The organism is Staphylococcus sp. ZWU0021, assembly GCF_000798895.1.
GTDB lineage: Bacteria > Bacillota > Bacilli > Staphylococcales > Staphylococcaceae > Staphylococcus > Staphylococcus saprophyticus.
In genome coordinates this window covers 98,541-111,497 of the sequence record NZ_JTLN01000027.1, presented here as the reverse complement: position 1 = coordinate 111,497, position 12,957 = coordinate 98,541, and the positions used below count along the sequence as shown (strand labels likewise).

The window sequence follows — 12,957 nt, the reverse complement described above, 5'->3', positions numbered from 1 at the left end:
AAAAAAACAAAAAATCTGAGCCGTAATGACAACGACTCAGATATTTGTTTATTATTTTTCAATACTGTTGATAAATTTAACTGCGTCACCAACTGTGTTGATTTTTTCAGCTTCTTCATCAGGAATTTCAGTACCAAATTCATCTTCTAATTCCATAACTAATTCAGCGATATCAAGTGAGTCAGCGCCTAAATCATCTTTGAAAGATGCATCTTCAGTTACTTTTTCAGCGTCAACACCTAAACGGTCAACGATGATATCTTTTACTTTGTCGAAGTTTTCCACGTCGATTCACCTCCTTTAAAAGTCTATTGATAGACTTTTATATTTTCCCATTTTATCAATTGAAATACAAGTAGTATTTCAATTGATACACTAGAAATACACATAATCTACTAAATTTGACAATTATACCGTATCATGACGCATGTGTCAGACATCCAAAATGACATTTTACTTAAAAAATATAATCAGTCATACCACTATTGTTTAAAAGCTTGTAGCGATGATTATTTTTTCTAAATCGACTTACATGTACATGCCGCCATTGACATGAATCGTTTGTCCAGTAATATATTTTGCCTTCTCTGAAGCTAAAAACGCTACAGTATTGGCTATATCAGAATCTTCACCAAATTTAGCTAATGGAATTTGTTCTAACATTTGTGCTTTGAGTTCCTCACTTAAAGCATCTGTCATATCAGAAACAATAAAACCAGGTGCTACAGCATTCACTGTAATATTTCTAGAAGCTAACTCTCTAGCTGCTGATTTAGTCAATCCAATTACACCCGCTTTTGTAGCAACATAGTTAGCTTGTCCAGGATTACCTACTGCACCCACGACACTTGATAAGTTAATAATTGAGCCACTCTTTTGTCTTAACATTTGTGGTGTTACTTTTTGAATACAATTAAATACACCTTTTAAATTTGTATCAATGACATCGTCCCATTCTTGTTCTTTCATTCTCATTAATAAATTATCGCGTGTGATACCTGCATTATTAACAAGCACATCTACTGAACCAAATTGGCTAACGACTTCTTTAATCATCGCTTTAACTTCGTCACCATTTGCAACGTTTGCTTGAATTGCAAAAGCTTCAACGCCTTTAGCTTTGATTTCTTCCACAACAGCGTCTGCTTTTTCTTTATTTCCAGCATAGTTCACTGCAACTTTATAGCCTTCTTCCGCTAATTGTATAGCAATACTGCGTCCTATTCCTCTTGAAGCACCTGTAACCAATGCACTTTTAGTCATTTTCATTCCAACCTTTCACATCTTCTAATGTTTGAATTGAGGTAACTTTTACATTTTTATTAATTTTTCTAATTAATCCTGAAAGTACTTTACCAGGACCAATTTCGATGAAATGATCAACACCTTGTTCAATTAACCACTCTGTAGAATCAATAAATTGCACTGGTGAATATAATTGTTCAATCATATGCGCTTTAATTACATTTGCATCTGTTTCACCTTGTGCATGCACATTTTGTACAACCGGGAATTGAGCATCAGACCACTCAAACTGGTCAATAAAATCTGCAAAATCATCTTTGATAACTTGCATCATTGATGAATGGAATGGACCTGAAACTGCTAATGGCATTACACGTTTAGCACCTAGCGATTTCCCTTCTTCAACTAACTGATCAATCAATGATTTATGGCCAGATACAACAATTTGACCCGGTGAATTGATATTAGCTGGTTCAATAATTTCACTCTCTGTAGAAAGCTGTTTACAAATTGCGTCAACCGCTTCATAATCCAGTCCAAGTACGGCTGCCATACTACCCACACCATCTGGAAAGGCTTCTGCCATAAGTTGACCACGTTTTCTTACAATTTTTACTGCATCTTCAAATTTCAATACACCACTTGCAACTAAACTCACATATTCCCCCAGACTATGTCCCATAGTATAATCTGCATTTAAATCATTAAGGGCGTTTAATAAAGCTGAACTATGCGTTAATAAAACTGGTTGCGTATTTTCTGTTTGGCCTAACTTTGCTTCTTTATCTGTAAACATCGTTTCTAAAATATCAAAATCCACAGCGTTTTGGGCTTGATTTAAAATTGTAGTCGCTGCTTCATTATGTTCGTATAAATCATTCGCCATACCAACTTTTTGAGAACCTTGACCTGGAAAGATAATTGCCGTTTTACTCATTTTCTGTGCCCACCGTTTCTTTCATTGTTTTCACAATTTCTTGTTCACCAGCAATTTTTGCCTGACGAATTGCAGAATAGAATGCTTTTGCACTTGAACTGCCATGTGCTTTTACTACCGTACCATTTAATCCTAACAATACTGAACCACCATATTCTGCATAATCCATTTTTGTCATTAAACCGTTCAAGTCTTTGCGTAAAATCAGTGCTGCCATTTTATTTTTAAAACTACTTAACAGTGTAGATTTAAACATTTTACCCATTGCTTTTGCAACACCTTCTAGATTTTTAAGAATCATATTACCTGTATAGCCATCAGTGACTACAACATCAGCAACATCATTCATTAAACCTTTCGCTTCGACATTACCTGTAAAGTTAAAATCATGTTGATCTTCCATTAAACGGTATGCTTTCTTAGTTAAACTATTACCTTTCGCTGCTTCTGTACCAATATTTAACAAGCTTACAGATGGTTCAGCAATACCTCTAATTTTTTGAGCGTAAATATTACCCAACTGAGCATATTGCAATAAATGTTCTGCTTTTGCATCAGCATTAGCACCTACATCCATAAATACAAAACCTTTACCTGATACAGTCGGTAGCGTAACAACCAATGCAGGTCGTTCTACACCTTTAATACGACCAACGATGAATAGTCCAGCAGACATCAGTGCGCCAGTATTACCAGCAGAAACACATCCATCGGCTTCACCCGACTTAACTGCTTCAGCCATACGCGCCATAGAGCTGTCTTTTTTACGTTTAATTGCTCTTACTGGTTCATCATCCATCGTGATAGATTCCGTACAGTGACGCACTTCTACACGATCATGTTCTAATGTACATTGCGATGAATCTCCAAATAAAATTATTTCTAAATCTTTAAAATCATTAACCGCTTTTTCAACAGCTTCCAAAACGATTCCAGGTGCATCATCTCCACCCATCATATCAATCGCTAATTTAACCATTTTGTTCATCCTCACTTGTATAATACATTTTGAAAGTTCCTTTAAAAACGAGCGTATCTTTTACATATGATCGCACTTTTATCGTATAAAATTTATCTCTAATTTCAATAGTTTGTGCATCAGCACGTACCGTTTCATTTAATTTTACTGTTTTTATAAATGTTACATTACTATCTCTTGTTAAAACAACTGGTTTATGTATCAGTGCCACACACAGGGAGTTTGCTTGTGCGAACAATACATGTCCTCTAGCAATTTTATTTCTAGTAAACACAGATTTTTCGTCTATTCTTATAATTGAAGTGGCAGTTTGATCAGGTTGTACATTGATTACATCCCCAATAATTTCACTACCTTCTATAGAGCGAATACTTTCGTAATTTTCTTTTGCAACAGTTTTAATGCGTGTTCTTAGCTCAGGAATATTTAAATGTGTACGATCAAGTCTAATCGTTTGAATACTCACCGAGAACAACACACTTAAATCTAAGTCAGTAATAAAAGGATTTTTCTCTATTTCATTTTTTATTTCATTACGTCGTTCTTGTTTTTTTAATTTCATCGCATTCAAACTCCCATGTTTTTAGTACCAAGTCTTAAACATTCCTAACATATCATAACACTTTCTATTTCATTTGCTCAACAAAAAACATATGCTGTCGCTAAATTAAATTTGCTTTAGCATTAGCTCAATTTAATAATAAGTTTTTTATATAGTATCAAAAAACTCTTTTAACATTACTATTTTATTACAAATGTAACAATTAAAAGATTATTTGTAGTGCACTATTGAAATAAAAATATTTGGAACGTATAATTCAAAATAATTTAAAGGGGTGTGATATTTTATGTAAATAAATATTTATATGAAAAGCAATTGTTTCTAAAGCCAAAAGATTAATAATTAGAAGGATTACATGATGAAGAAATTGATTACCACAACACTCGTAACATGTTCACTGATATCTGTCACATCATTACAAGCACACGCGCAAGAAAACAATAGCATCAAACCAGAAAGTCTCAAGAAACCCATAAATACAAAAGTTCATAATGATCAAGATGTAAAAGCATATTTACAAAATAATGCATCAAAGATTATCAAGGAATCTAAAGAATCTGGAAATGCTAATGTTCAAGATAATGCATTTGAGCAATATGAAATTACAGATAAACAACAAGACGCTACTGGAATCACTCATTATACCTTGAAACCCAAAGTCAATGGTATAACTGCTGAAGATAGCGCATTAAAAGTTCATGTAAACAAACAAGGTGATGTCACTTTAATAAACGGTAGCATTGATAAACCAACTGTCAAGGTTGACAACGAAGTGAAAATTTCTGCAGTTGATGCTGAAAATAGCGCATTTAAAGCTATAGGAAAAAACAAGGCAGATGTTAACAATATCAAAGGCTATGATATCGTAAATAAAAACAAATTAGATATTAACAGCGACAGTCAAAAACTTGTATACGATGTTGAATTAAACTATATTTCACCTAAGGCCGCTCATTGGAAAATTCAAGTCGATGCTAGCACTGGAGAAATATTGAATAAAGAAAATGTCATCAAAAATGCCTCAGCAACAGGAAAAGGTACAGGCGTGAACGATGATGAAAAGTCACCATTGAATTTAACAGAGAATAATGGTGAATACACATTAAAAGATACAACACAAAATGCAGAAATGCATACACAAACTGCTAATAATACTACAGATGATTTTTCAGAAATCACAAACGATAGTAATAATTTCGACAAGGAAGAACACAAGGCTGGCGTAGATGCACATTATTATGCTAATGAAGTGTATAACTATTATTTAGATAAACATCATCGTGATAGTTATGATAACGCCGGAGGAAAGATTGACTCTGTCGTACACTATGATAAAGATTACAATAATGCTGCGTGGACAGGGCAATATATGATATACGGTGATGGTGATGGACAAACCTTCAAAGCATTATCAGGAGCCAATGATATCATCGCTCATGAATTAACACATGCCGTAACTGAGCGTACGTCTAACTTAAAATATCAAGATCAATCAGGCGCTTTGAATGAATCATTTTCAGATGTATTTGGGTATTTTGTAGATCCAGATGACTGGTTAATGGGTGAAGATGTATATACACCTGGAACTGAAGGAGATGGTCTTAGAAGCTTAAAAGACCCTGAAAGATATAATCAACCGGCACACATGGATCAATATCAATCAGGTAGTCAGGATAATGGTGGTGTACACACAAATAGTGGTATTCCTAACAAGGCTGCATATCTGACAATTAATGAAATTGGAAAAGATAAAGCTGAACAAATTTACTACCTTGCATTAACTCAATATATGACGCAAAATTCAGAATTTTCAGATGCTAAAACAGCTTTAAAAGAAGCCGCAAATAAACTTTATGGTGATAATAGCGCTGAAGCTGACGCTATTGATAAAGCTTGGACAGAAGTTGGCGTAAACTAAAAAGCCTGTTAGATAATTAATTATCTAACAGACTCCCACAATAAATCATATTCTAACTTCGGATGGCATTCGTAAATAATTAAATTATTTACGAGTGTCATTTTTATTTAGAATATAATAGAAAGTATACAATGGATTTGCATGAAATACAAACTAACAATTTTTAATCAAAACTCATATACAATAAATTTTCTTCAATAAAAGATTTTAATATATTATATTGTGGTTCAAAGAAGACACCCGACTGTATTAATTCGGCGGCTTCATCTCTAGCAACTTCTAGCATTTTATAATCTTCCACTACATTTGCAACCAAGAAATCAGGTAAACCGCTCTGCTTTACACCAAAGAAATCGCCTGGCCCCCTCATTTCTAAATCACGTTCACTAAGTTCAAAGCCATCTGTAGTCTGGGTCATGATATTCATACGTTCAATACCTGTTTCTGTTTTCGGTGATGCGATTAATACACAGTAACTTTGTTGTTCACTTCTCCCCACTCGTCCACGCAATTGATGTAACGTAGACAAACCAAAACGATCAGCATCATATATCATCATAAACGTCGCATTTGGCACGTTCACACCTACTTCAACTACCGTTGTTGACACTAATATATCAATTTCATGATTGCTAAATCGTTGCATCACTTCATCTTTCTCATCTGAATGTAATTTACCATGAAGCAGACCAACCTTTTCAACTCCATAATATGATTGCAATGATTCATATAATTCAACAACATTTTGTACATCTTCAAGATGCTCTGAACTTTCAATCAGTGGGCAAATGACATAAGCTTGTCTACCCTTCTTCAGTTCTGAAGTCATTTGATTTAATACACTTTCATAAGCCTCATGCTTAGACCAAGAAGTGATGATTGGTTTTCTACCTTTAGGTAATTGTTTAATTGAAGAAACATCCATTTCACCGAATACTGAAATGGCTAATGTTCTTGGTATCGGCGTTGCTGTCATAAATAAGACATTGGTCATAGCACCTTTTTCTCTTAACAACTGTCGCTGATTAACACCAAAACGATGTTGTTCATCTGTAATAACAAGACCCACATTATTAAACTTAACATCATCCTGAATTAATGCATGTGTTCCAATGATACAATCAATTTCATTATTATTCAGTTGTTCTAATAACAGCTTCCGTTTTTTGCCTTTAACAGAGCCAGTCAATAAAGCCACGTTCATTCTATCACCAAATAGGTCAACTAAACTTTCTGCATGTTGCTCCGCTAATATTTCTGTCGGAACCATTAAAGCTGACTGATAGCCTGCTGTTTTCAAGGCATACATACAAATAGCAGCGACAACTGTTTTACCAGAACCTACATCGCCTTGTAATAAACGATGCATGCGAATGGGTGCTTTCAAATCTCTGAATATTTCATTCACGCTATGTTTCTGAGCGTCTGTTAATTCAAACGGTAGACTATCTATAAAATGTTTAACTAAATTAATATCATAGTCTACGTCAATTGCTTCATCTGATGTTTTTTCAAGACGATTCAACCACTGCATTCTTAATTCAAACATAAATAATTCTGTGAAAGCATATGTTCTACGTGCTTTCAGTAAAGATGCTTTATCAGTTGCAAAATGCAAAGCTTTAATTGTATCTTCTAAAGTTTCTAATTTGTATTTTTTTCTTAAGTCTTCAGAGAGCCATTCTTGAATCGTCACCTGATCTAGTACCTGTCTAATCATATCTCTTAAAGGCTTTTGTTTAATACCTTCTTTAATGCGATATACAGGTTCATATTGTCCGCTCTCATCCATTTGTTGGCTAAAAAACATTCTGTTACCGTTGATTTCTTGCTTTGCTCTATTCCATTTTCCTTTGACTGTTACGGTTCCATGTGATTCTATTTTCTTTTTTAAATAAGGCTGATTGAAAAATGTGCATTTCACAGCAATTTGGTCGACCATGATATGTACTGTTAATTTAGATTTATTACGACCAAAAAAAGCGACAGTTGGTGTTGAATAAACTTCACCCACCACTGTCACTATCGCTTGATCTTCAGCTTCATTTAAGTCAATTACAGTATTATCTTCGTAACGTGTTGGTAAATATAGAATTAAATCTTCAACAGTATGAATATTTAATTCATTCAATACTGCTAAGCGTTTCGGACCTAATCCTTTTATTTGAGATAATGGAAATGGACTTTCAATTAAATTGACTTTTGACATAATTAATCACCAAATATTTCTTGTTTTAGGCGCTGACCCGTAGGTGTACCTGCTAAACCTCCACGACCTGTTTCACGTAGAGCGGATGGCATCGTTTGACCGATTTTATACATTGCTTCAATCACTTCATCTGTAGGAATCCTTGAAGTCACACCTGCCAAAGCCATGTCCGCAGATACGATTGCGTTTGATGCACCTGCAGCATTTCTCTTAACACAAGGTACTTCTACTAAACCAGCTACTGGATCACATACTAAACCTAGCATATTTTTCAAACAAATTGCAAAAGCTTCAGCTGACTGTTGCGGCGTTCCACCTGCAAGTTCTACAGTTGCTCCAGCTGCCATCGCCGCAGCTGAACCGACTTCTGCTTGACAACCACCAGCAGCACCTGAAATAGATGCATTATTGGCAACAACAAAACCAAATGCACCTGAAGTTAATAAGAAATTTAACATATCTTTTCTTGATGGTTCTAAACGCGGTTTAAGACCAAATAACACGCCTGGTACAACACCTGCAGAACCTGCTGTAGGTGTTGCACAAATTTTCCCCATAGCTGCATTGACTTCATTTGTCGCAACAGCTTTACTAACTGCGTCTAACAAAGTTGGTCCTGCGAGTGATTTCCCCGTTTTCAAATATTCTTTAATTAGTACAGCATCTCCACCAGTGAGCCCTGTTGTAGATGTAACCCCTGCTAAACCTTCGTCTAAAGCATTCTCCATCGTTTGTAAGTTTTTGTCCATATGTGCATAAACATCTGCTTCAGATAGTCCTGTAACTTCCATTTCTTGTTCAAGCATAATTTCATGGATTTTTTTATTTTGCTCTTCACACATTTCTACTAATTCTTTCACACTTTTAAACATGCAATACCTCCATTAGGCGTCTCCCATGAGTGAAACCGTCACTACACCATCGACGTTTTTAATTTTCTCTATTATTTCATCATTCACTGCATCATCTAATTCACAAGTCATTAATGCTTGATCGCCTTTTTCTTTCCTAGATACTTGCATACTACCTACATTAATACTTGAGTCTCCCAGTATATTGGCTACACGACCAATAGTACCAAACGTATCTTTATGGAATACAAGTAATGCCGGGTAATTACCACTAATCGCGATATTGAATCCATTGATTGCTACTACTTCAATTTTTCCGCCACCAATTGAAACACCCTCAACGGATATTTCTTTGTCTCCATCACGCATATTAATAATAGCCGTGTTCGGATGTGATCTTTCTTCTGCCATTTCAATAAAGTTGACTTTCATCCCAGCTTCCTCAGCAGTTTCCAAACTTGTTTGTATACGATCATCATCAGTATCGTAGCCTAACAAGCCACCGACTAAAGCAACATCAGTGCCATGTCCTTTATATGTTTCCATAAATGAACCATAAAGATATATATCAGCTTGTTTCGGTAATTGATTAAATAAGTCTCTAGCTACTAAACCAATTCTCACTGCGCCTGCAGTATGAGAAGACGAAGGGCCTACCATTGTAGGACCAATTATATCGAAGACTGTTTTATATTTCATAATTATACCCCACTCTTATTTTTAATGTTTCTAAAGTGTTACGCTTTCATTCTTAAACAACTTGTTTATTATAACAAGTTCAATAAACATTATAAACTAAAACTGGTTGTATTGTTCTTATTAAATGCAAAATTAAATTGCTGACAACCTTAAAACCATTTAAAAAATGTCATTATTTCAAAAAAATATGGAAGTAAGAATTAATCAAATTTTAAAATCTGATTTTCTCACTCCCATCTGTAACATGACTGATATAGTCGATGTTTTTCCTTTTGAAGTCATATACTATTGTATAAATGATACTCTTTTAAGATTCTAATGCTGTGATTTATATTATTCTACAGAAAACAAATATTGATAAACAGGTTGTTGACCATCATGTTGTTCTAATTCAACGTCTGGATATGTTGCTTCCATCCAATCTTCAATGTCTGAAGTAACTGTTTTATCAGCATCCATACCAACGATCATCGTAATGATTTCACTATCTTCATTAATCATTTCTGCCATTAATCCCTTAACCGTTTCAAATTGATCAGCATGACTTGTTACAATTTTATCCTCAATCAAGCCCATAAATGCGTCTTTTTTAATTTCAACACCATCAATTTTAGTATCTCTCACAGCGTATGTCACTGAACCAGAACGTACTGCTTCTAAAGATTCCACCATTCTTGATTTATTAGATTCGAGTGAATCAGTTTCATCGTAATTAAATAACGCAGCAATGCCTTGTGGTATTGATTTGGTCGGAATGACTATAGTATCAGCTTCTACAATTTCAGCAGCTTGTTCACTAGCCATTAGAATGTTTTTATTATTAGGTAAAATGATTGCACGTTTACATTGTGATTGTTCAATAATCTTGACAATATCTTCTGTTGATGGATTCATTGTTTGTCCACCACTAATCATGTGTGTCGCACCCATTGACTTGAAAATCTCTGAAATACCTTCACCCATGGAGATTGCAATGACTGCAGTGTCGACTGCCTGCGTTTCTTCTGTAGATGTTGCTTTGCCACCGTCATGTTCTTTTTTCACAACTTCACGATGTTGTTCACGCATATTTTCGACTTTTAACTTAATTAATTCACCATACTGTTGACCATAGTTAAATACGTCACCTGGTTTTTCTGTATGCACATGCACTTTAACAATTTCCTCATCGTTGATAACTAATAAAGAATCCCCAAACTGGCTCATGTCTTCTCTAAAATTCTGCTCATCAAAGGTTTTTTTATTTTTTCCAAAACGAACCATCATTTCAGTACAATAGCCATAAACGATATCTTCCGTATTAATTACGCCATGAAAATCATGTTCTTCATTAACTAAAGACTCTTTATTTAATTTTGGTGACTGTGCAGATACCGTTTCACCTTTTAATGCTTTTAAAAATCCAGCGTAAACAATAGCTAAGCCTTTACCTCCACTATCTACAACACCGACTTCTTTTAATACTGGTAATAAATTCGGTGTGTTTTCAAGTGAGACTTCTGCTTCTTCGAGAATGTAAGCCATTAATTCAATACAATCGTCGGTTTCTTCTGCCTTTTGTATAGCTGCATCAGCTGCATCTCTTGCTACTGTTAAAATCGTTCCCTCAACTGGTTTCATGATTGCTTTATACGCTGTATCTACACCTGCTTTAAAACTTTCAGCAAATTGTTTAGCATTAATTGTTTCATATGTTTCTAAACTTTTACTAAACCCTCTAAATAATTGTGACAAAATCACACCAGAGTTCCCTCTAGCACCCATCAATAAACCTTTAGAAAATGTCTTACCTAGTTCACCAATTTGTTGAGATAAATTGTTTTCGACTGCTTCTCTCCCTGATGTCATCGTCAAATTCATATTCGTCCCAGTATCTCCATCTGGTACTGGATAAACGTTCAATGAATCAACTAAGTCTGCATGATTTGATAAATTTTGCGCCCCTTGTATAATCATCTCGGCAAATAATTTACCATCTATTTTGCTTACCATTGCGTAATGTCCTCCTAGTTTTTCGTGCCATTATTAATGCGCACACCTTGTACAAATATATTGATTGAATTTACTTTTATTTTTAATGTTTGTTCTAATGTATATTTTACTGTTGATTGTACATTGCTAGCTACTTCAGATATTTTTGTTCCAAAGCTTACAATAATGTACATATCTACGTCAACAACGCCATTATCTTCTCGTACAATGATACCTTTAGCATAATTTTCATGTCCGAGTATTTCTGCAATGCCATCTCTAACTTGTTGTCTAGAAGCCATGCCTACAATTCCATAACATTCTACTGCTTTACTACCCACAACTGAAGATATTACTTCGTTTGAAATGTCTATACTACCGTAATCATTTGTGATTTCTAATGTCATAAAATGGGCCTCCTAAGTTTATCGTTATATCATAATCGCCAATAATAAACAATGCGTTTTGATTATCTTATTAAAAAAAATACTATATTTATCCACAGTTTACAATTATACCATAATTTAATATTAACAAAAGTATTACTCATGTAAACAAAAAATTTTTCTCGTTTTATTGCTATCTATACTTATTTGTGGTACATTATTCAAGTATGTAGTAGATACGTGTATTTATATTTATTAAAGGAGGTACTTTCATGGGCAAACAATGTTTCGTAACAGGTCGTAAAGCTTCAACTGGAAACAATCGTTCTCACGCTTTAAATTCTTCTAAAAGAAGATGGAATGCTAACCTTCAAAAAGTTAGAATTCTTGTAGACGGAAAACCTAAAAAAGTTTGGGTTTCTGCACGTGCTTTAAAATCTGGTAAAGTAACTAGAGTTTAATAAATATAATGCACGAAAAGACTAATCCTTATGTGGAGGATTGGTCTTTTTTTATTTCATTTTCTTTTAGATATCAGCGTATATTTAAAAATCCTCATTTAATCTTTACTTCGAATCATCAATACACTGCCTTCAATTATTTCTATATTCCCACAAGATTGACTTAATTCATTTGAAATAGTAAGCGTTGAACCAAGTTTCAGTGTTTCATTTTGTAAGTTATATTTAAAGCCTTTCAATGAAATTACAGTTGGATAGATGACTGGTATAAATGAAATATATGGAAATTGTTCACTATACGTCACATTAAACTGACCTTTTTGTATAAATTGAATTTCATTTGTATCATCTATTAATTTAATGTTGATATTCATTTTTGTATATTCCGGTTTTTCCAGTATTTGTAAGGCGCCCATGAAATGATCTAGTCTACCGCCCGTCGCACCATAAACATCAATATTTCGATAGCCACGCTTTACTGCTTGATCAATGCCTAAAGCTAAATCTGTGTCATCTTTTTCAGAATTATAAGGATTTATCTCTATCTGTTGTTGTATAAAGTTCCTCTCTGAATCAGAAATAGAATCGAAATCACCGACTGCAAATTGAGGTGTAATCCCAGATTCTAGCAAGATCAAGGTGCCTCTATCTATACCAATCCAATGTTCATGTTTATGTTCCACTAAAATATGCTTGGGCAAATTTCTATTGCCACATAATAAATTGGCTTTCATCTATG

Annotated in this window: 13 protein-coding genes; 2 read left to right on the top strand and 11 right to left on the bottom strand. The window is 34.3% G+C overall.

Going from position 1 to position 12,957, the window contains the following annotated elements; translation table 11 throughout:
• Positions 1–51 precede the first annotated feature (51 nt).
• From L987_RS06015 to fapR, 5 genes are all read right to left on the bottom strand, one after another.
• Complete coding sequence (locus tag L987_RS06015) at positions 52–285, bottom strand: acyl carrier protein (RefSeq protein WP_002483492.1); 234 nt, start codon at positions 283–285, stop codon at positions 52–54.
• Positions 286–528: 243 nt separating this feature from the next.
• Complete coding sequence (gene fabG, locus L987_RS06010; protein ID WP_002483493.1) at positions 529–1,263, bottom strand: 3-oxoacyl-[acyl-carrier-protein] reductase; 735 nt, start codon at positions 1,261–1,263, stop codon at positions 529–531.
• The gene (fabD, locus tag L987_RS06005; protein WP_047503577.1) at positions 1,256–2,182 is read right to left on the bottom strand and encodes an ACP S-malonyltransferase; all 927 of its coding nucleotides are present in this window, start codon (positions 2,180–2,182) and stop codon (positions 1,256–1,258) included. The genes fabG and fabD overlap by 8 nt, the downstream gene beginning before the upstream one ends.
• A complete protein-coding gene (gene plsX / locus L987_RS06000) occupies positions 2,175–3,161 on the bottom strand; it encodes a phosphate acyltransferase PlsX (protein WP_002483495.1) in 987 nt (328 codons plus the stop codon). The genes fabD and plsX overlap by 8 nt, the downstream gene beginning before the upstream one ends.
• Positions 3,154–3,723: a transcription factor FapR gene (fapR, locus tag L987_RS05995; protein ID WP_011303287.1), complete on the bottom strand. Its 570-nt coding sequence runs from the start codon at positions 3,721–3,723 to the stop codon at positions 3,154–3,156. The genes plsX and fapR overlap by 8 nt, the downstream gene beginning before the upstream one ends.
• 358 nt (positions 3,724–4,081) lie before the next feature.
• Between fapR and L987_RS05990 the strand changes: the two genes are divergently transcribed.
• Entirely contained in the window at positions 4,082–5,641 is a 1,560-nt protein-coding gene (locus L987_RS05990; RefSeq protein WP_371090302.1) for a M4 family metallopeptidase, read from the top strand.
• A 163-nt stretch (positions 5,642–5,804) separates the two neighbouring features.
• Here the strand turns inward: L987_RS05990 and recG are convergent, their stop codons facing one another.
• The 5 genes from recG to L987_RS05965 all read right to left on the bottom strand — a co-directional run bounded on the left by recG (position 5,805) and on the right by L987_RS05965 (position 11,778).
• Positions 5,805–7,850 (bottom strand): ATP-dependent DNA helicase RecG, encoded by a 2,046-nt coding sequence (gene recG, locus L987_RS05985; protein ID WP_047503570.1) that lies wholly within the window; start codon positions 7,848–7,850, stop codon positions 5,805–5,807.
• Between the two features lie 2 nt (positions 7,851–7,852).
• Complete coding sequence (gene sdaAA / locus L987_RS05980; protein WP_002483499.1) at positions 7,853–8,722, bottom strand: L-serine ammonia-lyase, iron-sulfur-dependent, subunit alpha; 870 nt, start codon at positions 8,720–8,722, stop codon at positions 7,853–7,855.
• 12 nt (positions 8,723–8,734) lie between these two features.
• Positions 8,735–9,400: an L-serine ammonia-lyase, iron-sulfur-dependent subunit beta gene (gene sdaAB / locus L987_RS05975; RefSeq protein ID WP_002483500.1), complete on the bottom strand. Its 666-nt coding sequence runs from the start codon at positions 9,398–9,400 to the stop codon at positions 8,735–8,737.
• Positions 9,401–9,733: 333 nt separating this feature from the next.
• Entirely contained in the window at positions 9,734–11,392 is a 1,659-nt protein-coding gene (gene fakA, locus L987_RS05970; RefSeq protein ID WP_047503567.1) for a fatty acid kinase catalytic subunit FakA, read from the bottom strand.
• Between the two features lie 14 nt (positions 11,393–11,406).
• Complete coding sequence (locus tag L987_RS05965) at positions 11,407–11,778, bottom strand: Asp23/Gls24 family envelope stress response protein (RefSeq protein WP_002483502.1); 372 nt, start codon at positions 11,776–11,778, stop codon at positions 11,407–11,409.
• Between the two features lie 251 nt (positions 11,779–12,029).
• Here L987_RS05965 and rpmB point away from each other — a divergent pair, with 251 nt between their 5' ends.
• Positions 12,030–12,218, top strand: a complete 189-nt coding sequence (gene rpmB, locus L987_RS05960; RefSeq protein WP_002483503.1) for a 50S ribosomal protein L28 — start codon at positions 12,030–12,032, stop codon at positions 12,216–12,218.
• A gap of 98 nt (positions 12,219–12,316) precedes the next feature.
• Here rpmB and L987_RS05955 read toward each other — a convergent pair whose 3' ends face one another.
• Positions 12,317–12,952, bottom strand: coding sequence for a thiamine diphosphokinase (locus tag L987_RS05955; protein ID WP_037538558.1), 636 nt, complete (start codon positions 12,950–12,952; stop codon positions 12,317–12,319).
• Positions 12,953–12,957: the final 5 nt, after the last annotated feature.